Genomic DNA, 25,670 nt, shown 5'->3' with positions numbered 1-25,670 from the left:
CCAACAGGGTGCGCGCAGGCGCACGGAGGTCACGACGGGAGCATTGCGCGAATGCGCGCAGAAACCCTGTCGGAACCTGCCGACAGTCCGACTCCAGGCCCTCCTGAAGTGCCCCGTGGGCGGCTTCCGGGAATTGAATCGACGGGGAATAGCGCGTCAATTCCCGTGCGAGCGGAGGCGTACGCCCTTTCCAGGAGCGGTCACACAGGGTGACGACTGGCGTGGGTGGGGTCGCGCCCGCAGCCGACTGCAATTGACGGTCTTATCACTTCGACAGTGGGCATCCTGTCAACGTGCAATGACCTACGTCCGGGGCTGAGATAAGTCCCCGGATTTGTGTCGTGCTCACTGCCGGCCACCGTGTCCCCAACCGGCCCGTCCCCGTCCCCGTCCGTGGCGCTCTCCTTCCAGGGCCCGTTGCTCGACGAGGACCCCCCTGCGCAGAGCGACGGGGGTGACCTGACCATGGCGCAATTCACCAACGACCCCAAGACCTACGTGCAGGGCACGACCGGCCCCTCGAACGGCACCGTGCACCTTTGGACCGGCAAATCCATGCCGACCCGTAGCCATTGCATGGACCTGCTTCTGACCCAGGGCCAGCAGTACGTCCCGATAAGCGTCCGGACCGTGTTCTGCGCGGAGAGCCACAACGGCCGCTTCGCGGTCGCGACGATCCTGTCCATCGACACCAGCGACCCGATCAACCCCTCCGCCGTCGCTCAGGTCAGCGTCTGGTCCCAACCCATCTCCCTCAGCGGAAGCGGAAACTGACCCGCAACAACCGCGCCCGGCACTGTCCCCCTCGGCGACGGCGGGGTGACCGGGCGGGGGATGTCGCGGTAGAGGCCAGTGCTGTCCAGGTCGGTGCTGTCGTGGGGGCCGGTCGCGGTGCAGGGCGACGGTCAGGGCTATGACGGCGGAGAAGAGCTCAGGCGGAGCGGTGACGAGGAAGTCGCCGACTTCGGTGGAGGGGCCCAGCCACCCAGGACAGGGCGTGCTGGTCGCAGGCTGCTTCCTCCGCCGGCGGCCGACCAGGTCGGCCAAGCTGGTGTAGCGGTGCAGGCGGCGTCGGTGAGCAGAGGGCACAGGAGTAGAGCGATGACAGTGCGGTCGGCCAGGGCTCGGTGCCGATCGACCGTGTGGAGCAGGTTGAAGGGGGTGAGGAGCGCGTCCAGGGCGAAGGAGTCCGGGGCCCGGTGGAGGGCCCTGGCGAGCAGCCGGGTGTTCCAGTGCGCGGTGCTGCGGGGCGGGGGCAGTGGCGGAACTGGGCGATCGACGGGACCTGGGAGCGGGTGTTCACCGTGCTGCTCGCCCAGGCCGATGCGCAGGAGGACCTGGACTGGATCGTCGCGGTCGACTCCACGATCGTGCGCGCCCACCAGCACGCCGCCGGGGCCGGCAAAATAGGGCCCGGACGGTGAGCCGGCCGACCACGCCCTCGGACGCTTCAGGGGCGGGCTGACCACCAAGATCCACCTCGCGGCCGACAGCCGCTGTCGGCCCATGGCGTTCGTGCTGACCGCGGGCCAGGCCGGGGACACACCGGCCTTCGAGTCCGTCATGGCAGCCCTGCGCGTGCCCCGGCCCCGGGGGCAACCCAGAACCCGGCTGTCCATCGTGCTGGCCGACAAGGCGGGCTCTGCGCCGCCATAGTCGACCGATTGACGTTCGGCGGCAACATCATCGAGACCGGCACCGACTCCTACCGCCTGGCCGCCACCCGCGCCCGGGCCGAACAGACGGCCGCCGCCGCTCAGGCTGGCGGACGCCGCCGTGTGCCGGGACCTGGGGCCGTATGGGCGTCACCCCGGTCGTCCGCGTACGCGGGCGCGGCTCGGGCCGCGTCTCCATGGCGGTGATGACCTGCTACAAGCCCGGCGAGCGGTCCCGTCTGATCTACGCGATCCGCCAGTACCGGGGCCGCAAGGACGAACCGAAGGGCTTCGGTGGGAAGAACTACCGCGACCTGGTCATCCGCGCCCGCACCCAACTCGGCGGCCCGATCGTCCTGGCGTGGGACAACCTGCGCATGCACCTGGTCCCACCGCTGCGGGAGTTCTTCCAAGCCAACACCGCCTGGCTCACCGTGTTCCAGTGCCGACCTACGCACCCGACCTCAATCCGCACGAGGGCATCTGGTCGCTGGTCAAACGCGACATCGGCAACCTCGCCGCAGCCGAACTCAGCCAGATCACCCGAGCAGTGAAGCGCGAGCTCAAGATGCTGCAGTACCGGCCGGAGGTCATCGACGGCTGCCTGGCGGGCACCGGCCTGCCCCTGTCGCAGTGACCGTCAGAAGTAGCCGAAGAAGCGATTCCACCAGGTGGGCCGCTGAACGTGCCGGTGCAGTCGGCTCGGCCCGTCGTAGTCGCTCTCCAGTAGTTCCTCGGCAACCACGACATAGCCGAGCCCGACCAGCGCCTGGTTGACCCTGGCGAGGTCAACACTGTCCAGCTCGCCCTCAGCCTGCGCCTCCTCGGTCCCGAGGAAGGCACCGGGATTGTCCGCGCACACCAGTGCCAGCGAACCGAACTTGCTCACACACACGACGATCCGGGTCCCGCACACGGTCGCGTCTCCGGGCACAATGACACGTCCGTACTCGCTGGAGTCCTGGTTCTCCAGCTCAGTCGCAGTCGCACAGCGAGCGGCGAAGTCAACTTCGAGCCGGGCCACCAGAGCACCGAAGTGGACGGCGCTCTCCCCGCGGTCGTAGTTCTGCGGCCACTCCAGCCACTCCGGATCATCAAGCTCCCGCAGCAACGCCAGCCGATCCGCTTCGCTCTCGGTCACGCGCTCATCCTGCCGCACCAGCCGTTCACTGAGCATGCCCGCGGACCATCCGCTCACCGTTCGCCCGACATCACCCATTCAAGTTCAGTAGTACCTCCGGAAAAACGCCAGCGACGCGCGGACCGTCACACGGAAGGCAAGCGATAGGAATTGGAGATTCCGATTCCACTTGCACGAAGAAAAACGGTGATCATCCCCTCCAGGCGCTGAACAAAGCCCGCCCAGTATGATAGCGTTTAGACTTTCACCAAAGGGGGAACAATGGATGTTGCATCGGCGGCTGAAGTAGTGGCAGCCATCGCGGCGACGGGTGCTGTAGGTGGACTTGGGGAAGAGGCCGCAAGTCACGCTGTTGAAGAAATACGTACAAGAATAAATTCACTTCTCGGTCGGCGTCGGCGAGCAGCACTTCGACAGGCGATTGAAAACCCGACAGATCAATCCATTGGCGAACTCGCACAAACCCTGACTCAAGCAGCTCATTCCAGCGCCGATCTTACGGCTGCACTCCACGCTTGGGCCAATCTGAATTCCAAGGTTAGCGAATCTGTCACTTTCAATAATTTCGCAAACCGTGCCGTTTTCAACTCTGGGGGAAATATTAACTTCGGAGACTCTACGACATTCAGCTAGGGGAGCAGGGGTGGCCGTCACCTTTACAAGCATAGGAAATGAACATGTCTTCAATTCCATGCAGGGCATACAGGTAAATCTTGCTAGCCCCCGCAAGCCCAACGAAAAAGACCTTGCCGCGCTTCTGGACTTTAAGAAACGCCTCTTCAGGGATGCCGCAAAGGCAGTAAATGGCTACGAAAAGTCTTCACGACGCGCAGCCAGGGCGACCCGAGGCGCAGGCTCGGAGCGCCTCTACGCACTGGAAGATCGCGGAAGGCTGCGCTACAACACTATTGAGAGGGCGCGCGACGCCAAGAATAAGGTAGTTACCGACCAATTACTTGTACTACAGGACCTGATCGACAGATTCAACGATATCATCGTCAATCGCCACGCCTACATATATGAGACCTACGCTGGCGTAATCAATTTACAACTTGGATGGATCAACGATATGCAGAATCTTGCCGGGGTGAATCTCATTAGTACAATATCGACGAGAATCAGCTCCGGCATATACGTCCGGATTCCCGAAATTACCTTCCGCGAGAAGCCCATCGAGGTGCTCTCCTCAGGTAGAGCAATTGTGCACCTGGACCCTATTGGCGAGGCGCTGCGGGATTCCTTCGATAGCGCACTCGATAGACTGGGCAGAAGGTCCGAGAGGCGAGTCGAGCATCTCTGGAAGAAAATTGAAACAAACGATAAGTTGCTCGCCAAGATTGCCAAGAAGTATGGGAAACTTGTTTAGGGGTCTCAACCCTCCAGTCGTCGATCGTGATCTCAGGGGGCGTCAACTCCCGACCAGCAACGGGAGTTTTTGAAGCCATGGCCACCCTCAAGACCTGGCGACTCCTACGCAAACTCCGCTGCAGCACCACCCGCATCACCGGTATCGCCTGGTACTCCAGCTGTAGATCTTTATGTGCCCTGGTCATGGGGCTGTCTGCCCCTGATGGAAACTCAGGTGGCCTCGGCGTGCCGTCTGGGTAGAGTTGCGCAGTTCCCGAGTTGAAGCAGTTGAATGCTGGCCGTGCCCCGGCGGTCCTGGCCTTCGAGCTGGCGAACCGCACCTACGTACTGGTCGCCGAGGATGGCTCGGTTCTGGGCCGTGCTGGTGGTCGACGAGACCCGCGTAGAGGCTCTCCAGGAACGTGACCTCGTCCAGCTTCCCCCACCAGGGTCCCGGAATCTCGCGAAGGTACCTGAGGATGTGGCGTTGCCGGCGACGAGTCCGGTGCGGTGGGCCATGGTGATCGCGTCGACGGCGAGACTCGTGCGCATGTACGGCGCGATCGCGTACCCGATCAGTTCCTTGGTGCTGAGGTCGAGGACGGTCGCGAGGTACAGCCAGCCCTCGCCGGTCGGGAAGCAGGTGATGTCGCCTGTGAGTTTGACGGGCATGGGCGCGGTGAACTGGCGCTGGATCAGGTCGGGGATGATGGCTGCGGCCTGGTCGGGCTTGGTGAGGTTCCGCCGTTTGCGTCTGGTGATCCCGGACAGGCCGTTGTGGCGCATGAGTCGGGCGACGCGGCGTCGTCCGACTTCGGCACCGTAGGCCGGGTGGGCGGTATGGACTTCTCGGATCCGCTCCAGGAGTTCGGCTTCCTGGCGGGCTCGTTCCTCGCGGATGGCTTGGGCGCGGACCGAGGCGCGGTAGTTGCTGCGGTCGGTGATCAGTACGCGGCGCAGTCGCCTCAGGCTGAACTGGCCGCGGTGGGCGTGAATGAACGCGAAGCGTTCACGGGCCGGCGCAAGGTGGATCAGCGGCCCCGCGGCCTCCCCCAGTAACTCGTTGTCAGTCCGAACATGCCCGAGTTCCCTCCTGAGCCAGCGGAGTTCAGCGAGTAACTGGGTTGCTGTGGCTGGGGGTTCTGGGCGACCTGATCGGCGAGACACGACCGGGAACCCTGCCACGGTGATCCTCCACCGGATCGTGCTGTTGCTGAACCGTGTCCGGCAGCAGAGAGGCCGGGCCAGGTTCAGCAACAGCGGGAGGTCCCAACCAGCCCGGATACTGCAAGGGGGGGCGAAAACCGCGTCGACTCCAGGCGTGGGGGAGCCGTTGGCGGCCACCGCGAACGAGAACAGCGGCAGCACCACCGCGAGCCCGCTCGGCCGCGCCGCGTCGCAGCCGGACTTCGCCGACACGACGGCGGCCGCGCCGGATCCCCCTGCCAGCGGGTGGGCCCACGCGGCGAGCAGCGAACCGCAAGCCAGGTCATCCTCGACGCCGAACGGGCCCGGGGCGGAGGACAGGTGGCGGTGACGCCGCTCGTGGCACTGCCCGTCCGACGGCGGTCGCCGGCGGACGGGCAGTGGTTCACACGACGGGTGTCAGAAGGCTCCGATCCCGTCCGGGGTGCCGTTTCCGGTCGGGCCGTCGTAGCCCTTGCCCGCGGTGCAGAGGTATCCGCCGCCGCAGTTGCCGTTGCTGCCGGAGGTGACGTCGTACAGGTCCTTGGTGCGGGCGTACAGGTAGGAGGCGTTGGGCAGCTTGCCGGGGTTCCCGGCCAGTGCGATCACGCCGGCGACGACCGGTGACGCAGCGCTGGTGCCGCCGACCACCGACCAACCGCCGAGGATGGTGGCGTAGATGGCGAGCCCGGTGTTCGGGTCGGCGTCGGCGGACACGTCGGCGACGGTGCGCCCGGGGCACTCGGTGTCGTGCTGCCAGGACGGCTTGGCTATCCAGGCCGAGCAGCCGCTGCCGGCGCCGTCCCAGGCGGTCTCGGTCCAGCCGCGCGCGGTGCTCGACCTGGTCAGCGACGTGCCGCCGACCGCGATCACCCCGGTGAAGACCGCCGGGTCCGCGGGCACCGTGTAGCCGAAGTCACCCGAGGAGGCGACATAGGCGACGCCGGGGTGCTGGTAGTCCTTGGCGTAGTCGGAGACCCCGTTGGCCTCCTGGTAGTCGTAGCTGTTGGACACCTCGTCGGCACCGAGCGAGGGCGCGACGGACGCCGCCGCGGCCAGGTCGGCCTCGGCGTCGGCGTCGGCCTCGACCAGCAGGATGTGGCAGGTCGGGCAGGTCGCTGAGACCGCGTCCAGGTCCAGCGAGATCTCGACCTGCCAGTCGGAGGACTCCGTCGACGACGGCAGCGGCGCGGCCTTGCCCTCCTGGTTGACCTTGCGGAAGCAGCCGTTGGCGGTGGTGCAGGCCGGGAGCCCGTAGGTGGCGCGGTAGACGGCGAGGTCGGACTCGGCCGTCGGGTCGTCCCGGGCGTCGATCAGCGCGACGGTCTGACCCTTGCCGCCGGTGGTCGGCAGCTTGTACGCCGATCGGAGGTCCGCCGGTCCGTAACCGGCCGGCAGCGTCGCCGCCGCCGCGATCCGCCCGGCGGCGGGTCCGCGGACGCCGAGGCCGCCGTGCACGTCGTCGCGGACCACCGCCAGGCAGCGCGCCTCGCCCAGCGGCACCGGGCCGCAGGCGTCGTGCGTGTTCGCCGCCGGGGCAGGCGTCGATGCGGACGTCGATGCGGACGCCGGGGAGTGCGCGGCGACGGCCGGGTGCGGCGCGGCCGGGGCCGGTGTGATCGCCTGCGCCGGCGCGGTCCCGACGAAGGGCAGGATCAGCGCGGCGGCCAGGCCGCCGAGTCCGGCGGTGCTCCTGAAGACTGACAGTCGCATGTTCAGGCCCCCTTGACGATCTCGTAGGCGTTGCTGACGGTCTGGTCGATGGAGCCGCCGAGGGCGTCGGTGGCGGTGATCCGGATCGAGGGACAGACGCCGGTGTCTGCGGCCGGGTTGGTCCAGGCGGCGGTGTAGTCGCCGGACGTCGCCGCTCCGGTGTGGCTGAGCTGCGCGGTCTGCCAGGTCTTGCCGCCGTCGAAGGAGACCTGGACGGCGGCGGAGGTGATCGCCGCGTGCGAGCCGGTGCCGTTGTAGCTGACGTGGCCGATGTCCAGCCCCATGGTCTCGGCGCCTGGAGCGGCCGTGTTCTCCTCGCTGACCGCGAGCTGGGTGCCGATGTTCAGCACCGGCAGCACCAGGCACGGGGTGGACTGGCTCTGGCCGACGCAGGTGCCGAGCGGGGTGAGCGCCGCCCCGGCCTCAGCGGCCGGCGTACTGGAGAAGGCCAGGGTGGTGTCGCTGGAGGTGGACTGACTCATCTGCGCGGTGGCGGTGCTGGTGGTGTACGACACCTGGTACTTCGCCCCGGTGGCGGGCGCGTCGCTGATCGAGACGGTGGAGCTGTCCGGTGTCGTCCCGAGCAGCTGGCCGTTCTGGTACACGCTCAGCGAGGAGTTCACCGCCAGCGGCGAGCCGCCCGCGTAGTTGGGGTTGCCCTGCTGGCCGGGGGTGCTGTCGTCGAAGTCGCTGAAGTTCATCGAGAGGTTGGCCCCGGCGACGCAGGCGCCGCAGTAGTCGTCGCTGTAGGCACTGGTGGCGCCCGGTAGGAGCGTGTGCTGGCCGACCCCGGGTGCCAGCGGTCCGCGGCCCCAGTCGATCGAGGTGGTGGACCCGGCCGCGGGCGTGATCGGGTCGCCCAGGAACGCGATGGCGTCGCCCTCGAAGACCTGCTGGACCCATTCGAACTGCGGGAGGACGTTCAGATACTCGGTGACGTCGGCCGGCAGGGACTGCGGAACCACCACCGAACCCGCTATCGGCTGCGGGTTCGCGTAGTCCCACGGCAGGTCCTCCACCCCGCCCTGCTTGGGCGAGGCCGGGTCCGTGTAGTAGTGGTCGTGCTCCGTCGCGAGCTGCGCCGCGGTCACCCGGAGAGCCGAGAGGTCGGGCACGCCGGTGGCGGGAAAGACGGTGTCGTAGCGGTAGGAGCCCCGGCCGCCGATCCACTGGGCCTCGACGGAGAGGGTGCCGACCTTGGGCGCGGGCTGGGGGTTCATCCCGAAGGGGATGTTCCCCAGGGCCTGGTAGCTGATGTCCGCCGACGGATCGGGCATGGTTCCGCCGCCGCCGTCGGGAACCGCCACCGCCGCTGACGTGGTCGGCTGGGTGGCCTCGCCCCGGTTCCAGAGCACGTTGGCCAGCTGGGAGGTGGCCGCGAGCGGGGTGGCGACCTTGAAGGTGACCGCTGAGCGGCCGTTGAGGACCACGTCCGGCACGGTCCCGGTCGCCGGAACGGTGAAGTCCGTCTGGGTGAGCGCGTAGACGGAGGTGACGTTGCCCTTGGCGTCGAAGGTCTGGGCGTTGAAGGCGATGCTGTAGTGGCCCGCCGGAACGGCGACCCGGTCCACACCGTCGTTGATGGTGATCTGGTTCAGGAACTTCAGGCTGGAGTCGGTGTTGATCAGGAACGCGGTGCCGTTGGCGGGCTTGCCGGAGCGGTCGGTCACGTCCACCTGGAGGATCCGCTGCGGGTATCCCGCCGCGTCGGGCGCCGGTTCGGCGCTGTCGTTCCTTGGCGCGGCCGGGAGGCCGGTGAGCTTCGGCACGGTCGTACCGGGGCGGCGACCGGCCTGGACGTCGGCGCCGACGGCCTGGCGCAGCGCCGCCACCAGCCGGGCGGACGACTGCGGGCTGACCTCGGCCGCGGCGCCGGTCGTGGCGTCAGCCCCGGCATCGCTCTCGGCAGCGGTCGTGGCGGCCCGCAGTTGGGCTGTGACGTCGAAGAGCGAGGGGTTGAGCGCGGTGCCCAGGAAGGGTGCGGCCAGGGCGGGGACGACGTGGTAGTCGCCCTGCGGGTCCTGGTAGCTCTGGAACGCCGCGTCGCCGGGGACCGCCGGGTCGATGGTGTAGCGGGTCTTCTCGGCGACGGTGGTGGCGACCACCCGGTCACCGGTCACCAGAGTGACCGTCCGAGAGGTCGCGCCGCCGACGGCCGGGACGGACGCCGAGGCGGTGGGCGTGGCGTCGGCGGACGACGGGGCCGCGACGGCCCCGGCGATCCCCAGCGCCGCCACCAGGACGGTCGACAGCGGCCGGAGGCGGAGCGGGCGCCCCCGGCCGGCACCCCTTCCCGTTGTGGTCTGCTTCAAAAGCTTTCTCCCCACGCATCGTGATGATCTTTCAGATCAATAACGCGTCGGGAGGGCAGTTCTGTCGCTCGGAGTTCTGCACGGACTGACGGCGGGCCCAGCTCTTGGGCCGACCGAGCCAGAGATGGGGTCGGTGTTCGCCGGGGCCGGTATCCGCTGGCTGCCTGTAGGGTTCCAAAACCCTCGCACATGCTCTGACCTGGCGGTTTTGTGGAGGTCCGGCGGGGTTGTCAGGCGGCTGAGTGGTACTCGTTGAGGAGGCCGCCGAGGACTTTCTGGCGTCGGATGTGGTGTGAGGGGAGCGGGATGACGTTCCGGTCGTCTGCGGGTGCGTGCAGGTCCAGGGAACGGTGGGCTCGTCCGGTGTTGTAGTGCGTGGCGTAGTGGTCGAGGATGCGTCGTAGGTGGCGCTCGTCGTAGACGAGGATGTTGTCGGTGCATTCTGATCTCGCCGTGCGTACCCAGCGCTCCGCGTAGGCGTTCATCCTGGGTGTTTGTGGCGCGGTCTTGAGGATCTGGGTGTTGTTGGCGGTGAACACCGCGTCGAAGGACTGGGTGAACTCGGCGTCCCGGTCTCGGATCAGGTGCTTGAACGTCGCGGCGTGTTCGCCGGTGTGGAGCAGGAGGTTCCTGGCCTGTTGGGTGCCCCAGTCGCCGGAGGGCGTCTACAAGGTCGTCGACGGCCTCTACCAGGTGCGGCTGAGCGCGAACATCACCATCGTGGACGCCCCCGAGGGTCTGGTCGTGATCGACTTCGGGACCGACATCGGGCTGGCCAAGGCCGGCCTGGAGCTGTTCCGGCGCGAGCTGGGCAACGACAAGCCGGTGGTCGCCGCGATCTACACCAAGTACGCGATCGGCGAGAACGTCATCACCGGCAACGCCATGTCCCGCCGCATGGCCTACACCTTCGGGCTGCTGCTGCCGCACCAAGTTCAGCTACATCGCCCCCACCGACCCCATCACCCGAACGGGCGAGACCCGCACCCTGGGCGGCTGGGAGTTCGAGTTCCTCTACGCCCCGGACACCGAGGCCCCCGAGGAGATGCACATCTGGATCCCCGCGATCAAGGCCCTGACCTGCGCGGAGAACGCCAACCACACCATGCACAACAGCCAGACCATCCGCGGCGCCCGCACCCGCGGCGCCCGCAACTTCGCCCGCTACCTCGACGAGACCCTGGTCCGCTGGGGCAAGGACGTCGAAGTCCACTATCTCCGCCGGTACAACGGGCGGAGTCGCATCGGATGCGACATCTCGCGATGGGTGACTGAGCGCTGGGCAGCACCGCCGTCGGCCACCCGTTTGGGTGACGCCGCTGGCCAGGCCGTACAGGCCGCACGAGAGTGGCGATGGACGGGGCTGTCGCGTCGTCCGGGTGACCCGTGCCGGGAATCCCGCGCGGGGCCAGCGAATGAGGGGTGTGCAGTGGCGTCAGTGGTGGAGTTCGAGAACGGGTTCCCGACGGTCGACAGTGCCCGGGCGGCACAGGGCGAGCAGGACCTGCGGCGGGCTGTGGAGGCATACCGCTTCTTCTACCCCACGGTCTCGCTGGAGGGGATCTTCCAGGGCACCCGTGAGGCAGGCGCGATGGACAACGAATCCTCCCTGCTGTTCATGGCCCGGCCCCGGCACGTGGGCTTCACCCTCAACTCGGACACCCCCTACTCGGGCGGCATCCTGGACCTGCGGGCCAGCGGCCCCATGGTCATTGACCTGCCCCCCGGTCCGCTGGTCGGCCTGGTCGACGACCACCACCACCGCTGGGTAACCGACCTGGGACTGCCCGGCGCGGACGGCGGCAAAGGCGGCAGGCACCTGATCCTGCCGCCCGACTGGGACCAGCCCGTACCCGACGGATACTTCGCATCGCGCTGCGACACCTGGACCGCGTTCTGCGCAGTGCGGGTCCTGCCGCTGGGCGGCGACCTGCCCGTCGCGAACAAGCTGCTGTCGTCGGTGCAGTTCTACCCGCTGTCCAAGAGCGACGACCCGCCCCCCTACACCTTCACCGACTTCACCGAGCAGCCCGTCGACTGCACCTGCCTGCGCTGGGAGGACAACCTGGAGTTCTGGCGCGTCCTGCACGGCGTCATCGACACCGAACCGGCGATCGAGGAGATGCGCCCCATGCTCGGCACGCTCGCCGAGCTGGGCATCGAGGCCGGCAGGCCGTTCGCCCCGGACCCTGCTACCGCCCGACTGCTGACTGAGGCCGCCCAGCGCGGGCGCGACGAGATGCTGGTGTCCGCCTTCGCCTCCCGTCGCCCGGACCGGATGGTGTGGCCGGACCGCACCTGGGAGTGGGCCGGACTGCGACCGGAGAACGGCACCTTCGAGCGCGAGGGCTCGCTGGACGTGGAGGCCAAGGACCGCTGGTTCGCCCAGGCCATCGTCACCTCCCCGGCCATGTTCCGACGCGCGGTGGGCCAGGGCTCGCTGTACTGGCTCGCCCACCGCGACCAGGACGGCCAGTACCTCGACGGCGGCCGCAACTACCGCCTCACCGTGCCGCTCCCGGTGCCCGCCAGCCTGTTCTGGTCCGTCACCTGCTACGACGCCCAGACCCGCTCCGAGGTCATCGCCGACCAGGGCCAGGCCGCACTGCGCTCCCTGTTCGAGGACCTCACCCCGGACGGGGCCGACCACGTCGACCTGCACTTCGGCCCCACGGAACCCGAGGACGGCAAGGGCCGCTGGATTCAGACCGTCCCTGGACGCGGGTGGTTTGCCTACTTCCGCATCTACGGCCCCGGACAACCCGCCTTCGACGGCACCTGGAAGCCCGACGACATGACCGCCCTGCACTGACTGACGACTCCTCCCGCTCCCAGGCTGCTTTCACGCACCTGACGTGGGCAAGCGGCTGCCTCGTCTAGGGGAGTTGCATGGCATCGGGGAGGGCTCGTGTGACGCAGGCTGCCAGGGCCGCGCGGGCAGCCTGGGGGCGGGGGGTATGCGGGTTTTCGAGTTGTTCGGCGAGGGAGCTGTCCCAAGCAGCTGTCTGATGCAACGCCATGTCCAGGGCGTCAGTGTCCTCACCGAGCAGGGCAGCCGCCAGGGCCAGTGCGTCGCCGCGGTCGCTGCCCCGAGGCGCCGGGATGTCGGTCAGGCGGGGACGCACGAGGGACGCGGTCTGCGCCGGGCAGAAGGTTGCGAGTGACACCAGTACGAAGCGAGCGGCGTCGCTCTCGCGGTCCCACAGCAGGATGAGACTCGGAACCTGTGCCACCGCCGCGTCTCGCAGACGTGTGAAGTGCCGGAGTTCGACCCGGCCGCCCATCGCGCTCCAGTCGGCGGAGCGGGCGGTCACGGCGTCGAGTTGCGAGGCGAAGCCGAGCAGCACGTGGAGAAGGCTCGTTCGGGCTCCTGACGAAAGGGCCTGCGAGCGGGCGAGTTCGGCCAGGTAGGGGATGATCAGCACCGCGCCGCCGTCCCGGGTGGGCATGTGATGTGCCATCTGGACCAGGTCCGCCAGGAACTCCCGGGTGCTCCCGCCAGGTTCTTCGATCTCTTCGAGGAAGGCGTCGTCCATGAGGAACTGAAGGAGTTGCGGTGCGCCACCGTGTGATCCGTACATCCGCTTCGCCACGGCGACCGCCTCACGGATCTCCACCCCCGGGTCCCCGAAGTCCAGGCATTCCCACCGCGGTGCGCCCGGCGGCAGTGGCCGTGGGCCCGGCGGCATCGGGTCGGGGAGCGCGATGCGGGCCGTGGCGTCCTCGTGTACGAGTCCGTCACGGGGGAAGGCAGGTACACCGCCCGCCGAACTGTGGACGTGCGTGAGCAGGGCACCGCCACGGCGGCGGGCCAACGCTGCGAGCCTGCGCTTCTCGTGTTGCAGGAGAGGCTCCAGATGCTCGGGTCCGGCCTCGGGTACCGGGTAGACGGCGAGGGAGGAGACGTTCCACAGCCTCTCGCCCTTGTTCGCACGGACCGCTACGAACCGGCATCCCGCGGCCGCCAGTTCACGAGCGACCTCGCGGGCCGCTGCCTCTCGCGGGAAGACCAGCACCCTCCGCACACCCATGTCCATACCCCGCATCATTCCGCGTCCCGCTGCGACGCGCGTGCGGCCCGGCCGCTCGGGTCGTACCGTCTGTCCGCGTGGTCCCGCAGGCGGTCCGGAGTGCTGCTGGTGGAGACCGTCCAAGTTACGAAGGCACATCCCGTCGGCGCACGACCCAGACCGTGACGGCCATGGCGGTCATCGGCCAAGCCGCGTACAGCAGCCAGGCCACGGGGGCCGGTGCCAGCGGGGCCGGTCGCGGGGACGGCGGTTGCGTGTGCGAGATCGCCGTCCACAGCTGCACCGGCATGCCTTCGACCGTGGTGGGCAGGTTGATCGACCCGCTGCCCAGCAGCTGGGGCACGAAGAGCAGCGCGCTCCAGGTGGCGGTGACCGCACCGGCCGGGTGGCGGACCAGTGCGCCGATCGCCATGCCGATTACGGCGCACTGCGCGCCGGGGCCAGCGGATTCCTGCTCAAGAGCATGGCCCTGGACGCGATCCTGGACGCGATCCGCGTGGTGGCGGCCGGTGACGCGTTGATCGCGCCGAGCGTGACCCGGCGGCTGATCGCGGACTTCGCCGGAACCTCCGGCCCCGCGGTCCCCGAACCGGACGCCGAGCCCGCCGCGGACCCACGTCTCCTCGCGGGGATCACCGACCGGGAGCGCGAGGTGCTGGCACTGGTCGGACAGGGACTGTCGAACACCGAGATAGCCGAGCGGTTGGTGATCAGCGCGGCGACAGCGAAGACTCATGTCGCGCGTCTGTTCGCCAAGCTCAAGGCTCGGGACCGCGTCCAGCTGGCGATCATCGCCTTCGAGACCGGACTCGTGCCGCGCAGACGGTAGGGCAGGATGAGAAGAACGATCGAGAACACAGGAATTTCGTCTTTCCGGTGTTTCCGTCGCGATCCCGACCCGGTTGCCAGGGCATTATGCAACCATGGCCATCACTCCCCGTGCGTTCGCGCATGTCCGCCTCACCGTCACCGACATCGCCCGCTCGCGCGCGTTCTACGACGCCGTCTTCGGACTCCCCGTGGCCCTCGAACTCCCGCCGGACGCGGACGAGCAGACCCGGGAACAGCTCTCCTTCCTGTACGGCGGGGTGATCTATCAACTCGGCCAGTCCCTGCTGGGGCTGCGCCCGGTGGCAACGGACCGCTTCGACGAGGAACGCGTAGGTCTCGATCACATCAGCTTCTCGGTCGAGGACCACGCCGAGCTGCGGCAGGCACTGACCGTCCTCGACAGCCTGGGAATCCCACACCAGGGCATCAAGGACATCGGCGCCGGGTACATCCTGGAGTTCCGCGACCCGGACAACATCGCGCTGGAGCTCTTTGCCTCCAAGTCCTGACCTCGGGGAGCACGAGAACGGCGGCGAGCAGTGTCAGGGGAGTTCGAAGGGTAGTTCCAGGCCCCGCAGGGCCTGGGCACAGGGGCAGTTGCGTTGCTGCGGCAGTTCCGTGATGGCCTTGAGGACGAGGTCCTTGAGGCGTTCGGTGTTCTGGGCGAAGACGCGGAAGACCTCCTCCTGGCTGACGCTCCCGGTCGCGTCGAGGCCGGCGTCGTAGTCGGTGACCAGGGCCACGGCGGTGTAGCAGAGTTCGAGTTCGCGGGCGAGGAGGGCCTCGGGGTGGCCGGTCATGTTGACCAGGTCCCACCCGGCGGCGGCGAACCACCGGGACTCCGCGCGGGTGGAGAAGCGTGGGCCTTCGACGACGACCATGGTTCCGCCGTCGTGCACCTGGGTACCGGTGTCGGCTGCGGCCTTGAGCACTGCGGTGCGGCCGGTGGCGCAGTAGGGGTCGGCGAAGGAGACGTGGACGGCGCCCTGGTCGTAGTAGGTCTGGATGCGGCCGCTGGTGCGGTCCACCAGTTGGTCCGGTACGACGAGGGAGCCCGGGCCCAGGTCGCGTCGCAGTGAGCCGACGGCGCAGGGCGCCAGGACCTGGCGCACGCCGAGTGAGCGCAGGGCCCACAGGTTGGCGCGGTAGTTGATCCGGTGCGGCGGCAGCTGGTGCGCGCGACCGTGGCGGGGCAGGAAGGCGACGGTGCGGTCGGCCACGGTGCCGATCGCGATGCTGTCCGAGGGGGTGCCGAAGGGGGTGTCCACCTCGAACTGTGCCGCATCGGAGAGGAGTTCGTAGAAGCCGCTGCCGCCGATGACGGCGATGTCCGCAGAGGGTGCCTGCTGTGCTGTCCCGCTCATGACTCCCCGTTCGGGTGGTTCCGTCGGCATGGCCCTGGTTGTTCTGAGCGGCCAGAGCCGATCTCGAATCTCAGGCTAGCCCGGTCGGCCCGGCCTCGATCAAGGCATGCCGGTAGGACGTCAGAGTGTCGTAATGAGTCGCTTCAGCCGATATCTCCCCTGGTGGCTTACGGTCGTGCCAGCGTGGCCGACCGCCGCGGCCTCACCCGTCAAGGAATCGAACCATGGACGCCGACGACAACAGCTCTGACGTTCCGCCACCCCCGCCCGCCCGGACCGCCCCCGGGATGAACGCCGCTGTCGGGCCCAGCACCGATCCCGCAGGCCCGCCGCCCGAGGCACGGGGCAGTACCCCGATGCGGCTACGGGGCAAGGCCGAACAGCCGTCGTCGAAGGGGGGACGGCTCCGGGCCGCGCTCGGCGGGGGGCCGCCGCCCGGTCCGAGCCGCCCGGAGTTCTGGCGCAGTCCGATCCGGGGACCGTGGCTGACCTCGGTCTTCGGGCTGGTCCTGCTGGTCGGCATTCCGCTGATGTTCGTGACCGGCCTGCTGTCCTACGCCGCCTACAACCCGGACCTGGCGGCGGTCAACGACCAGACCCCGGACAAGGGCTGGCTCGGGTTCTACCTGTTCTCCTGGCCGACCGACCCGTCCTGGCTCTACCGGCTCAACCAGGGCGTGCACGTCACCCTCGGGGTGGTACTGGTCCCGGTGCTGCTGGCCAAGCTGTGGTCGGTGATCCCCAGGCTGTTCTCCTGGCCGCCGGTGCGGTCACTCTCCCACGCCCTGGATCGGCTGTCGCTGCTGCTGCTCGTCGGCGGCGCCCTGTTCGAGTTCGTCACCGGCCTGCTCAACATCCAGCTGCACTACATCTTCCCCGGCTCGTTCTACACCCTGCACTTCTACGGCGCGTGGGTCTTCATCGGCGCCTTCGTCGTCCACACGGCCTTCCGGATCCCAGTGATGGTCCGCGCCCTGCGCAGCCGCCGACTGCGTACCGAACTGCGTACCCCCGCGGCCGGGACCCGGCCCGAGCCGCCGGACGCCACCGGCCTGGTCTCCCCCCGCCCCGCCCCTGCCACCCTCTCCCGGCGCGGCGCGCTCGGCACGGTGGGCCTGGGCTCGCTGGTGCTGTTCGCGGTGACGGCCGGTCAGAGCATCGGCGGTTCGCTGCGCCGGACCGCCCTGCTCGCGCCGCACGGCCAGGAGCCCGGCAGCGGAGCCAACGGCTTCCAGATCAACAAGACCGCCGCGTCGGTCGGCATCCGCGCGGCCGACATCGGCCCGGCGTGGCGGCTGGTGGTCCGCGGGCCCGGGTTTGAGAAGGTCATGACCCGGGAGCAGGTGCTGGCACTGGACCAGCACGAGGCAGCCCTGCCGATCGCCTGCGTGGAGGGCTGGTCCACCAGCGACCAGCACTGGAGCGGGGTGCGGCTACGGGACCTGGCCGCCATGGCCGGCTTCCCCGGGCAGGCACCGGAGGTCTTCGTCGAATCGGTAGAACGCGGCGGCTCCTTCAGTTCCACCGTGCTGCGAGCCAACCAGGTCCACGACCCGCGGTCGCTGCTCGCGCTGCGGGTCAACGGCGCCGACCTGTCACCGGACCACGGCTACCCGGCGCGGATCATCGTCCCGGCCAACCCCGGTGTGCACAACACCAAGTGGGTCACCCGGCTGACCTTCGGAGCCACCTCATGAGCGGGTTCCGCGCCCGCTACGGCGCCTCCCCGCTGCACCTGCTGCTCGTGCTGTGCTCCTTCGCACTGGCCCTGTACGCCGGAGTGCGGCTGCTGAAGGGCGACACCGTCCGGGTCGCGGTCTGGTTCGTCGCCGCCGCCCTGCTGCACGACCTGGTGCTGCTCCCGCTCTACACCCTCACCGACCGCGCGCTACAGCTCCTGCTCCCCGCCCGGCGCGGAGGCCACCCGTGGGCGGTCAGCGGCTGGATCAACTACGTCCGGATCCCCGGCTTCGTCTCGCTGCTGCTGCTGGTCGTCTGGTACCCGCTGATCCTGCGCCGGGTCCCCGGTTACCACCTCACCACCGGCCTGGACCCGGACACCTTCCTCGGACACTGGCTGCTGATCACCGCCGCCCTGTTCGCCGCCTCCGCACTGTGCCTGCTGTGCGCCATGCTCCGGACCGACCGCAGGCGCGATCCGAAGCGCGACGGTACCGGCGAGCGGACGGGCGGCCGCAGCGGGCCGCAGCACTGACAGCGGCAGCAGTCGGGCCCCGGGCGGGGCACAGGTCCGCGCGGTGCGGCCGAGCCCGCGTACCGCCGCGCCGATCAGCACCAGGTACAGCGCTGCCATGTACGCCTGCTGCTGGAGCGCACCGGCGGACAGGTACATGGCCTCCCCCGCCACGGGCACGGCCAGCCACTCCCAGCGGCCGTCGATCGCGACCAGGGCCACCACCAGCAGTGCGTACCACGGGTAGCCGGGCGCGGCCAGGAACAGCGCGGTGCCGGTGACCAGCAGTGCGCCGCGCCACGGCGCGGCCGGGTCACCGTACCGCAGCGTGTACAGCACCACGGCCAGCAGCACGGCGGCGACGGTCGCGGGCAGCAGCGGCTGCGGGATGTCCAGCAGGGTCAGCAGGCCGAAGCCGGTGCCCTGGTCGTAGCCCTGCTCCTGGAGGTAGCCCGGCAGGAACCCGAGCACGCCCAGGCCCGAGGCGATCACGTAGGGCGTGTAGCTGAGCAGGAAGGTGAGCCCGGCGGCACCCGGCAGCAGCAGGTCGCGCGCGCTGACCCTGCGGCCCCTGGCGAGCGAGCCCGACATCGCGCCCGGCAGCGCCAGCACCGGGATCAGCTTGGTCCCGGTGGCCAGGCCGAGCAGCACCCCGCCCGTGCCGCGCCTCCTGCCGTGCACCAGGCCCAGGCCGCAGACCATCAGCAGCGCCCCCAGGGTGTCCACGTGCGCGTCGTTGACGGCCCAGGCGGCCACCCCCGGGCACCAGCCCCACAGCGCGGCCCGATGCGCGGGCGCCCGGGTGCGGCGCAGGACCAGCAGCAGCGCGCCGGTGGTGGCCACCACGAGCAGCGCGCCGCCGGCCTGGGCCGGGCCGACGCCGGTACGCCCGGTGAGCCGTCCGGCCTCGTGCAGGCCGAGGAACCAGAACTCGGCGACCGGCGGGTAGATGGTGTGCACCGTGGGGCGGTTGATGTGGGTGCAGATCCCGTCGGCCCGGTGCAGGTCCCAGCCGGTGCAGCTCCCCGTGACCGGGAACAGCGCCGGGGTCCGCACCCGCAGGTCGGCCAGGGCCGGGGCGGTGGGGGCGTCCGCGTACGGGGAGATGCCTGCGGCCTGGACCTGCCCGTCCCACAGGTAGCGGTAGGCGTCGTCGCTGGTCCGGGGTGGGGCGAGCAGCCCGGTCAGGGCGACCGCCAGGCTGCCCAGCAGCACCAGGGCGGCCGTGCGGCGCGCCGGTGCCCGGCGCAGCAGGACGACCGCGAGCGCGAACAGCACCGTATCGGCGGTGTACCAGCCGTACAGCGGCCCCCGGTGGCCCAGGGTGCCGCCGCTGGTGAAGGTGCCGGCCAGCGCCGCGACCAGGGCCGTCAGCGCCAGCACACAGGGCCAGGTCGCGGACCGGCGGGAGCTGGGGCCGGGTGGGCGGGCGGGGTCGCTGAGGGACACGGCGTCACGCTCCAGTCGCTCGTGCCGTTGGGGACGCTTCGGCAGGCGGGCGTTCGACTTCGGTAGGGACCAGCCGGGGCCCGGGCACGCGGTCACCGCCGCAGGGCGAGGAAGTACCGCCCCTGGCAGGTCCAGGCGTCGGTGAGGGAGAACCCCGCGCCGGCCGCGCAACGGACGGCGGCACGCGAGCCCAGCCGGGCCCAGGGGAACGGGGGGCCGCAGCGTCCCAAGGCGTCCTCGACGCTGACGGTATCGCGTTCGTCCAGGTCGCCGCGTTCGACCTCCACCAGCAGCAGTCCGCCCGGTGCCAGGAGTTCGGCGCTGCGCCGCAGCAGTACGGCCGGGTCCCCGCCGATGCCGAGGTTGCCGTCGGCGAGCAGCGCGGTGCCCCAGCGGCCCTCGCCGGGCAGCGGGTCGAAGACCGAGCGGCACAGCGCGCTGCCGCCCAGCCCGCGGGCCCGCAGCACCGCGGTGCGGGTGATGTCCACGCCCAGGGCCGGCAGGCCGCAGCTCTGAAGTGCGGCGATCAGGCGGCCCGGGCCGCAGCCCAGGTCCAGGGTGGGCAGGCCACGCCCCAGGCAGCGGAACAGCAGCGTCCAGTCGGCCGGGTCGGGCGCGGCGCACCAGCGTTCGACCTCCAGCGGATGCCGGTGCCCATCGCCGCGGCGCAGCCACAGCGGGCCGCTGCCGGTGCGCATCGCCTCGGCGAAGGGGTCGTGCGACCACGGGCGGGTGCCCAGGGGCGAGGCAATGGACCCTTGGGTGTTCACCCGGCGGCTCCCCGCACCGTGGGATGAACCGACGCGTCGGTTTCCGCGGCGGGTGCGGTGACGACGCGCCAGGTCCGCGCGAACCGGCTGCCCGGAGCGAGCGCGGCGACTTCGGTGGCGTCGGCGACCGTGTCCACGTCGTTGAGTGCGGGCAGGGGCGCGACCCGTAGACCCGCTCCGGCGAGCCGGGCGTACAGCCCCGCGCCCGTGGACGGGGTGGACATCGGCACACCGAGCAGCAGTCGGCGGGCCAGGGCCGCGTTCGGCCGGGCCAGGCCGAACGCCCAGAAGCCGCCGTCCGTGGCCGGTCCGAACCAGGCGTCGGTCCCGGCCCTGCCCGCCGGGGAGAGCGCTTCGGCGAGCGTTTGCGCCCGCAGGTGCGGGGTGTCCATGCCGACCAGCAGCGCGGGTGGACTGTCGTCGCCCTCGGACACCGAGGCGAAGGCGGCAGCCAGTCGGGCGTCCAGTCCGCCGCCGCTCTGGGGTACCACCTCCCAGCCAGGCGGCAGCCAGCGTCCCGGCGGGCCGTCCAGGACCAGGACCCGCCGTCCGGCCGGTACCCGGGCCAGGGTGGCGAGGGTGTCCACCAGCGCCGCCTGGGCGAGCCGGGCGGCCTGCTCGGGGGTGCAGACCGGCGTCAGCCGGGTTTTCACGCGTCCTGGCTGCGGGGACTTGGCGATGACCAGCAGCGTGGCCGGGCGCGCGGCGAGGATCGCGCGCATGTCGTGGATCGCCTGCCGCGTGCCGCGCAGGGTGCCGGTGACCTTGGAGCGTCCGGCGCGCGGCCGGTAGCCGACGTCCTGTTCGGTGATGCGCATCCCGGCGGCGGCGCCGGAGAGCACCATCTCCAGCGGGTAGCCGGAACGGCGGTCGCCCAGCCCCAGGTCCAGCAGCCGGTCCCGGCGCGCGGCCCGCATCGGACCGAGGTCGTGCAGGTCCGCGCCGGTGCGGGCACGCAGCCTTCGGGCCAGCTCGGCGTTGGCCAGCCGGGCGTGTACCGGCCAGGCACCACGGCCGGTCGGGCGGCGGCGTCCCAGTACCAGGTCGGCCGTGCCCTCGCGGACCGCGGCGACCAGGCGGGGCAGCTCGGCCGGGTCGAGTGAGGCGTCGCAGTCGCAGAAGCACACGTACTCGGCGGTCGCCGCCAGCAGCCCGGCGTGGCAGGCCGCACCGAAGCCGCGCCGTGGCTCGGTCACCACCAGCGCGCCCAGCGAGCGGGCCAGTTCCGCCGAGCCGTCGCTCGAACCGTTGTCCACCACGATCGCGCGGTAGCCGTCCGGCATCCGCTCCAGCACCCACGGCAGCGCCGCCGCCTCGTCCAGGCAGGGCAGCACGACATCCACGGATTCGGGCACGGATCTCGGGGGGAAATCTGTCATGCGGCAACGCTATGAGTACCAGGCGGACAAATGCCGCATGACAACCTTACGGAAGTCCTACGGAGATCGACCCGGCGCGGCCACCGCACGCTGCGAAGGCGCTTGGCATGACAAGAAATCCGCCCGCCAGCAGTCGGCGGCGCGGACCACCCCGCAGAGGGCTCCCGCTGACTGCCCGCCTGCTCCATTCAGCGCAGCGGGGCAGTGGCGCAGCGGGGCAGGGGAGCAGGGCAGCACCGCTCACTCGCCGCGCAGGGGCGCATGGGCGAAGTCCGCCATGCCGTCCTCGAACGCCACCTCGGGGCGCCATGCCAGTTCCTCTCTCAGCCGCCGCGAGTCGGCGGTGATGTGGCGGACATCGCCCAGCCGGTACTGGCCGGTCACCACCGGCGGCCGGCCGCCACCGGCCAAGGCCAGGGCGGCTGCCATCTCGCCGACCGTGTGCACCTGGCCGCTACCCACGTTGTAGCAGCGGAAGGTGCCCGGCTCACGGCCGGCCAGGGCCCGCAACGCGGCCAGGTTCGCCTCGGCCACGTCCGCGACATGAACGAAGTCACGGCGCTGACCACCGTCCTCAAACACCCTGGGCGCCTCGCCGCGCGCGACAGCGGACCGGAAGATCGAGGCCACCCCCGCATACGGGGTGTCGCGCGGCATGCCGGGTCCGTAGACATTGTGGTACCGCAGCACGATGACCCGCCCGCCGCTGGCCCGCGCCCAGGCCGACGCCAGGTGCTCCTGGGCGACCTTGCTCGCCGCATAGACGTTACGCGGGTCGGGCGCGGTGTCCTCTTCAACCAGACACGGTTCCAGCGGCTCCCCGCAGCGGGGGCACGGCGGCTCGAACCGCCCGGCACTCAGGTCGGCGGTCCGCCGGGGCCCAGGCGCGACCGTACCGTGCTCGGCGCAGCGGTAGCTCCCCTCTCCGTAGACGACCATCGACCCGGCCAGCACGAGCTCCGTCACCTTCGCCCGCGCCATCGCCGCGAGCAGCACCGCCGTCCCCAGGTCGTTGCAGCCGACGTAGTCGGGCGCGTCGTCCAGGTCCAGGCCGAGGCCCACCATCGCCGCCTGGTGGCAGACCGCCGTCACCCCGCGCAGCGCCCGCTCGACGGTCTCCCCGTCACGCACGTCGCCACGGATGAACTCGACGCCGTCCGGCAGATTGAGCACACCGCCCGCCGGGTGCACGGCCGGCAGCAGCGCGTCGAGCACCCGAACACGGTGACCCGCCGCAGCGAGCCGGGCGGCGATCGCCGACCCAATGAAACCGGCCCCGCCGGTGAGGAGTACGTCCATACTCGGGCACAATAGACGCAGCGGACCCGTGCTGCCCTCCACCCCGACGCAGCGTCAGGGACTCGTAAGCGCAGCACACATCGACACTCCCGCCCGGTCCGCACAGCTCACGGCACGGTCCGGGCCCCGACGCGAAGCGCCGGACGGTGCTCTGATGGAGCCGGGTCAGGGTCTCGACGTCCTTCTCGCGGTCGCTTGTCGGCAGCAACCGCGGCAACGCGAACGGGCGAAACAGCCCTGTCGACCGACTGCCCGGACACCGATCCGGACCCCTCCAGCAACCACCACGCCGTCGGCGTCGTCCACCTGCCCCGCTGAGCCCGGACGCGCGCCGGTCCTCCCCGGCCCCCGTCCGGGGTGATGCGGCGACTCCAGCAGGTCCTCCAGTCAGAGGAAGCGCCGCGGGGCAACAGTTCCGAACGGGTGACAGCTGAGCGGGAGTGGTCGACCCTGGGTGTGTGCCCGGAGTGCCGACGCCCGCACCGGCGGCATGGACCGGGATCTGGCCTGGAGCGCACAGAAGCCGGAATGGAGAGGGTCATGACCGACGCGTACCACGGCCCAGCGAACTGGCTGGCTGCCGACATGGCGGACCCCCGTGAGTGGGCCGTCCGACTCACCGACAAGCAGATCGGCGTGATCGACTCTGCGCTGCGCTCGGCGCACAGGGCCGGCGCCACCTTGGAGGCCCTCGACAAGGAGGCGTTCCCGCTGCCCGGCTTCGACGGCCTGGTCACGGACGTCCGGGAGCGCTTGGAGAACGGCCGCGGCGTGGTGGTCCTGCGTGGACTGCCCGCGCCGCACTACGCCATGGACGACCTGCGGCTCATCTACCGGGGGCTGGGCCTGTACTTCGGTACGGCGGTCGCCCAGAGTGCCAGGGGCGACCTGGTGGGGGATGTCACGAACGTCGGCGGTGGCGCGACTTCCTCGACCGGTCGCGGCAACATGTCCAACGACCACCTCGACTTCCACACCGACTCAAGCGACGTGGTGTCACTGATGGTGCTGCGGACGGCGAAGCGCGGCGGACTGAGCATGACGGTCAGCTCGGTGGCGATCCGCAACGAGATCGCCGCCACCCGCCCGGACTGCCTGGAGGTGCTCTACCAGCCCTTCTACTGGAACTGGGAGGGTCAGCAGGGCGCCGGCGAGCTGCCGTACTACCAGCAGCCGCTGTACACCGAGTTCAAGGGCAGGTTCGCGTCGCGCTACATCAAGGCCCGCATCCTGTCCGCGTACACCGACTTCCCCGAGCTGCCGGCGCTGACCGAGCTTCAGATCGAGGCCATGTCGGCGGTCGACCGCCTGGCCGCGGACCCCCGCTTCCACCTCAGCACGACATTCGCACCCGGCGACATCCAGTTCCTCAACAACCACATCGTGTACCACTCGCGCACCGCATTCGAGGACTTCCCCGAGCCGGACCGCAAGCGGCACCTGCTGCGGATGTGGCTCTCGGTCCCCAACAGCCGCGCCCTGAGCCCGGCCATGTCCGCCGTCTACCGCGACCGGAGCAGCGGCGCGGTCCGGGGAGGCTTCGCTTCCCCGCGCTGGTAGCCCCTGTCCTGGTACGGGTCCTCCCAGGTGGTTTCAGGTTGACGGTGTACGGACATACTGGATGGTGTGGACCTTGACGACGCCGACAGTCCCTTGGCGTTCTGGCGGCACGCGGAGCGCTATCTCGGGGGCGGAACGCGGACGTACAGCAGCAGTGCCGATTTCATGGACATCTCGCCGCTGTGCCATCCGCAGCTCGGGGCGCCGTCCTTCGCGGTCCCGAGCTTTCACGTTCCATGGGCGGCGGGTTCCCTGCTGACCAGCGGCATCCCGTCCGGGCTGACGGCCCTGTACCAGATTCCGGGCGGCTTCCTGCTGCCTGTCCACCCCGACGCGCTCAGCTACCCGGGGCTGGTGGGCCGCGAGGAACTGTTGGCGCTGGAGCCCGGCCCCGTGTTCGACGTGGTGCCATCGGCCAACGGCAGAACGGTATTTGTCTCGGCGGTCGACGGCACAGCGGTTCCCGAGCACCTGCTCAAGCTCCACTACCCGCGGCGGCTGTCGCGGTTCACCCGTCGACTGCGCGAGCCGGTCATCAGGGCACAGCTCTGGGCGGCCGAGGAGTTGACCCGAGCGGGTCTCCCGATCCTGGCCGAGGTCTGCGGAGGTGTCTTCGGCAGCGGCGACGACGCCTGGGGCTTCATCGTGCGCGAACTCCCCCCGGCCACCGTGGCGGGCGACAGGTTCACGGTGCCACTCTTCGCGCTCTACGGGGACGACGTCCAGGCGCCCGGCGGCCGGTCCCTGGTGGAACAGCTCGTCGCTGCGGGCGGCAGCCCGGCCGGGAGCCTCTTGGCGGAGCGGATCGTGGAGCCGATGGTCGAGCTGTGGGTGCGGGCCGCGCTGGAGACAGGCTGCGCGTTGGAGATGCACGGCCAGAACACCCTGCTGTCCTTCACCCCGGACCTGCGGGAGGTCGAGGTGCTCTATCGGGACTGCGACGTCTACGTCGACCCCGCGCTCCGCGCGCGCAACGGCCTGACGTCCCTGCCGCCGACCGGCGTCATCTCCAAAGACGTCCCGTTCCCGGCGAACCAGGTCTTCAGCCTCACCTACGACAGCTTCATGGGCCACCACGCCCTGGACTACCTGGCGCGGTTGGCCCGAGAGCGTCTCGGGGTGGCCCCGGACGCGCTCCACGCGGCCGCCCGGCGCGCCTTCACCGCCGCGACCGGCGAGGCGCACCGTGGCCTGCTGCCCGACACGGTCTACTACTACGACAACGAGCTCCGCCCGCGCGGCGCCTGGAACCTGGTGAACACCGGCCGACGGCCCCAGTGGAGATGACCGGCCCGCCGGACCGTACAGGTGCGGCGGGAAATGCGGGAAATGCGGGAAATGGGGCCGGGGATCTCCGGTCGGTACGGCAATCGCGGGTGGCGTTCCCCTCTCCGGCGAGCCACGCTCGCCGTCGTCGTCGCGGCCGGGCTGACGTCACCG

General features: G+C 70.1%; 22 protein-coding genes and 5 pseudogenes. 15 read left to right on the top strand and 12 right to left on the bottom strand.

Features of this window, described 5'->3' with window-relative positions; all coding sequences use genetic code 11:
- Positions 1-393: 393 nt before the first annotated feature.
- From GXP74_RS29490 to GXP74_RS42330, 5 genes and pseudogenes are all read left to right on the top strand, one after another.
- Positions 394-774: a hypothetical protein gene (locus tag GXP74_RS29490; protein ID WP_182454274.1), complete on the top strand. Its 381-nt coding sequence runs from the start codon at positions 394-396 to the stop codon at positions 772-774.
- A gap of 425 nt (positions 775-1,199) precedes the next feature.
- Positions 1,200-1,424, top strand: a complete 225-nt coding sequence (locus GXP74_RS29485) for a hypothetical protein (protein ID WP_182454273.1) — start codon at positions 1,200-1,202, stop codon at positions 1,422-1,424.
- Positions 1,425-1,440: 16 nt separating this feature from the next.
- Positions 1,441-1,647, top strand: a pseudogene (locus tag GXP74_RS41110) (IS5/IS1182 family transposase); the annotation flags it as partial.
- Positions 1,641-1,724: pseudogene (locus tag GXP74_RS41105) on the top strand (AAA family ATPase); the annotation flags it as partial. The pseudogenes GXP74_RS41110 and GXP74_RS41105, both read left to right, overlap by 7 nt.
- 373 nt (positions 1,725-2,097) lie before the next feature.
- The gene (locus GXP74_RS42330; RefSeq protein ID WP_370468473.1) at positions 2,098-2,292 is read left to right on the top strand and encodes a hypothetical protein; all 195 of its coding nucleotides are present in this window, start codon (positions 2,098-2,100) and stop codon (positions 2,290-2,292) included.
- A 3-nt stretch (positions 2,293-2,295) separates the two neighbouring features.
- On the opposite strand, the gene GXP74_RS29475 is transcribed toward GXP74_RS42330, so the two are convergent.
- A complete protein-coding gene (locus GXP74_RS29475; protein WP_225448289.1) occupies positions 2,296-2,832 on the bottom strand; it encodes a hypothetical protein in 537 nt (178 codons plus the stop codon).
- A gap of 225 nt (positions 2,833-3,057) precedes the next feature.
- Here GXP74_RS29475 and GXP74_RS29470 point away from each other — a divergent pair, with 225 nt between their 5' ends.
- From GXP74_RS29470 to GXP74_RS42325, 3 genes and pseudogenes are all read left to right on the top strand, one after another.
- Positions 3,058-3,429: a hypothetical protein gene (locus GXP74_RS29470; RefSeq protein WP_182454272.1), complete on the top strand. Its 372-nt coding sequence runs from the start codon at positions 3,058-3,060 to the stop codon at positions 3,427-3,429.
- A gap of 10 nt (positions 3,430-3,439) precedes the next feature.
- Positions 3,440-4,162, top strand: a complete 723-nt coding sequence (locus GXP74_RS29465; protein WP_182454271.1) for a hypothetical protein — start codon at positions 3,440-3,442, stop codon at positions 4,160-4,162.
- A 260-nt stretch (positions 4,163-4,422) separates the two neighbouring features.
- Positions 4,423-4,524 (top strand): annotated as a pseudogene (locus tag GXP74_RS42325) (GNAT family N-acetyltransferase); the annotation flags it as partial.
- A 1,224-nt stretch (positions 4,525-5,748) separates the two neighbouring features.
- Here GXP74_RS42325 and GXP74_RS29450 read toward each other — a convergent pair.
- The 3 genes from GXP74_RS29450 to GXP74_RS29440 all read right to left on the bottom strand — a co-directional run bounded on the left by GXP74_RS29450 (position 5,749) and on the right by GXP74_RS29440 (position 9,892).
- Positions 5,749-7,041, bottom strand: coding sequence for a S8 family serine peptidase (locus tag GXP74_RS29450; RefSeq protein ID WP_182454269.1), 1,293 nt, complete (start codon positions 7,039-7,041; stop codon positions 5,749-5,751).
- Between the two features lie 2 nt (positions 7,042-7,043).
- On the bottom strand, positions 7,044-9,278 hold the full coding sequence (locus GXP74_RS29445) for a hypothetical protein (RefSeq protein ID WP_182454268.1): 2,235 nt from the start codon (positions 9,276-9,278) through the stop codon (positions 7,044-7,046).
- 305 nt (positions 9,279-9,583) lie between these two features.
- Positions 9,584-9,892, bottom strand: coding sequence for a transposase (locus GXP74_RS29440; protein ID WP_225448288.1), 309 nt, complete (start codon positions 9,890-9,892; stop codon positions 9,584-9,586).
- A 49-nt stretch (positions 9,893-9,941) separates the two neighbouring features.
- Here GXP74_RS29440 and GXP74_RS41100 point away from each other — a divergent pair, with 49 nt between their 5' ends.
- On the top strand, positions 9,942-10,628 hold the full coding sequence (locus GXP74_RS41100; RefSeq protein WP_225448287.1) for a hypothetical protein: 687 nt from the start codon (positions 9,942-9,944) through the stop codon (positions 10,626-10,628).
- Between the two features lie 154 nt (positions 10,629-10,782).
- Complete coding sequence (locus GXP74_RS29435) at positions 10,783-12,165, top strand: DUF1254 domain-containing protein (protein ID WP_225448286.1); 1,383 nt, start codon at positions 10,783-10,785, stop codon at positions 12,163-12,165.
- Between the two features lie 64 nt (positions 12,166-12,229).
- Here GXP74_RS29435 and GXP74_RS29430 read toward each other — a convergent pair whose 3' ends face one another.
- Together GXP74_RS29430 and GXP74_RS41095 are read right to left on the bottom strand one after the other, a co-directional pair.
- Entirely contained in the window at positions 12,230-12,946 is a 717-nt protein-coding gene (locus GXP74_RS29430; protein WP_225448285.1) for a hypothetical protein, read from the bottom strand.
- 562 nt (positions 12,947-13,508) lie between these two features.
- Positions 13,509-13,796 carry a hypothetical protein gene (locus GXP74_RS41095; RefSeq protein ID WP_225448284.1) on the bottom strand — a complete coding sequence of 96 codons (288 nt, stop codon included), beginning with the start codon at positions 13,794-13,796 and terminating at the stop codon, positions 13,509-13,511.
- Positions 13,797-13,802: 6 nt separating this feature from the next.
- On the opposite strand from GXP74_RS41095, the pseudogene GXP74_RS29425 reads away from it, so the two are divergent.
- Positions 13,803-14,213: pseudogene (locus GXP74_RS29425) on the top strand (LuxR C-terminal-related transcriptional regulator); the annotation flags it as partial.
- Positions 14,214-14,307: 94 nt separating this feature from the next.
- Positions 14,308-14,724: a VOC family protein gene (locus GXP74_RS29420; protein ID WP_182454265.1), complete on the top strand. Its 417-nt coding sequence runs from the start codon at positions 14,308-14,310 to the stop codon at positions 14,722-14,724.
- A gap of 33 nt (positions 14,725-14,757) precedes the next feature.
- Here the strand turns inward: GXP74_RS29420 and GXP74_RS29415 are convergent, their stop codons facing one another.
- Positions 14,758-15,609, bottom strand: coding sequence for an S-methyl-5'-thioadenosine phosphorylase (locus GXP74_RS29415; protein ID WP_370468472.1), 852 nt, complete (start codon positions 15,607-15,609; stop codon positions 14,758-14,760).
- 326 nt (positions 15,610-15,935) lie between these two features.
- Here GXP74_RS29415 and GXP74_RS29410 point away from each other — a divergent pair, with 326 nt between their 5' ends.
- Positions 15,936-17,276 (top strand): molybdopterin-dependent oxidoreductase, encoded by a 1,341-nt coding sequence (locus GXP74_RS29410; RefSeq protein ID WP_182456714.1) that lies wholly within the window; start codon positions 15,936-15,938, stop codon positions 17,274-17,276.
- A gap of 191 nt (positions 17,277-17,467) precedes the next feature.
- Here the strand turns inward: GXP74_RS29410 and GXP74_RS42320 are convergent, their stop codons facing one another.
- The 5 genes and pseudogenes from GXP74_RS42320 to GXP74_RS29390 all read right to left on the bottom strand — a co-directional run bounded on the left by GXP74_RS42320 (position 17,468) and on the right by GXP74_RS29390 (position 22,670).
- Entirely contained in the window at positions 17,468-19,222 is a 1,755-nt protein-coding gene (locus GXP74_RS42320) for a hypothetical protein (protein ID WP_182454263.1), read from the bottom strand.
- 92 nt (positions 19,223-19,314) lie between these two features.
- On the bottom strand, positions 19,315-19,992 hold the full coding sequence (locus GXP74_RS29400; RefSeq protein ID WP_225448281.1) for a methyltransferase domain-containing protein: 678 nt from the start codon (positions 19,990-19,992) through the stop codon (positions 19,315-19,317).
- The gene (locus tag GXP74_RS41085; RefSeq protein ID WP_370468569.1) at positions 19,989-20,579 is read right to left on the bottom strand and encodes a DUF2064 domain-containing protein; all 591 of its coding nucleotides are present in this window, start codon (positions 20,577-20,579) and stop codon (positions 19,989-19,991) included. The genes GXP74_RS29400 and GXP74_RS41085 overlap by 4 nt, the downstream gene beginning before the upstream one ends.
- A 105-nt stretch (positions 20,580-20,684) precedes the next feature.
- Positions 20,685-21,371 (bottom strand): annotated as a pseudogene (locus GXP74_RS41080) (glycosyltransferase family 2 protein); the annotation flags it as partial.
- Positions 21,372-21,611: 240 nt separating this feature from the next.
- The gene (locus tag GXP74_RS29390) at positions 21,612-22,670 is read right to left on the bottom strand and encodes an NAD-dependent epimerase/dehydratase family protein (protein ID WP_182456712.1); all 1,059 of its coding nucleotides are present in this window, start codon (positions 22,668-22,670) and stop codon (positions 21,612-21,614) included.
- Between the two features lie 540 nt (positions 22,671-23,210).
- Between GXP74_RS29390 and GXP74_RS29385 the strand changes: the two genes are divergently transcribed.
- Positions 23,211-24,230 carry a TauD/TfdA family dioxygenase gene (locus tag GXP74_RS29385; RefSeq protein WP_182454261.1) on the top strand — a complete coding sequence of 340 codons (1,020 nt, stop codon included), beginning with the start codon at positions 23,211-23,213 and terminating at the stop codon, positions 24,228-24,230.
- Between the two features lie 66 nt (positions 24,231-24,296).
- Positions 24,297-25,517, top strand: a complete 1,221-nt coding sequence (locus GXP74_RS29380) for an IucA/IucC family C-terminal-domain containing protein (RefSeq protein ID WP_182454260.1) — start codon at positions 24,297-24,299, stop codon at positions 25,515-25,517.
- The last annotated feature ends 153 nt before the right edge of the window (positions 25,518-25,670 follow it).

Source organism: Streptacidiphilus sp. P02-A3a (genome assembly GCF_014084105.1).
Lineage (GTDB): Bacteria > Actinomycetota > Actinomycetes > Streptomycetales > Streptomycetaceae > Streptacidiphilus.
Note: the sequence above shows the minus strand (reverse complement) of the source record. Positions and strands in the feature narration are given on the sequence as shown.

Coding starts and splice junctions, on each gene's coding strand:
- GXP74_RS29475 (WP_225448289.1), bottom strand. CDS start 2,832: ATGCTCAGTGAACGGCTGGTGCGGCAGGATGAGCGCGTGACCGAGAGC.
- GXP74_RS29470 (WP_182454272.1), top strand. CDS start 3,058: ATGGATGTTGCATCGGCGGCTGAAGTAGTGGCAGCCATCGCGGCGACG.
- GXP74_RS29450 (WP_182454269.1), bottom strand. CDS start 7,041: ATGCGACTGTCAGTCTTCAGGAGCACCGCCGGACTCGGCGGCCTGGCC.
- GXP74_RS41095 (WP_225448284.1), bottom strand. CDS start 13,796: ATGGCGATCGGCGCACTGGTCCGCCACCCGGCCGGTGCGGTCACCGCC.
- GXP74_RS29420 (WP_182454265.1), top strand. CDS start 14,308: ATGGCCATCACTCCCCGTGCGTTCGCGCATGTCCGCCTCACCGTCACC.
- GXP74_RS29415 (WP_370468472.1), bottom strand. CDS start 15,609: ATGCCGACGGAACCACCCGAACGGGGAGTCATGAGCGGGACAGCACAG.
- GXP74_RS29410 (WP_182456714.1), top strand. CDS start 15,936: ATGCGGCTACGGGGCAAGGCCGAACAGCCGTCGTCGAAGGGGGGACGG.
- GXP74_RS29390 (WP_182456712.1), bottom strand. CDS start 22,670: ATGGACGTACTCCTCACCGGCGGGGCCGGTTTCATTGGGTCGGCGATC.
- GXP74_RS29385 (WP_182454261.1), top strand. CDS start 23,211: ATGACCGACGCGTACCACGGCCCAGCGAACTGGCTGGCTGCCGACATG.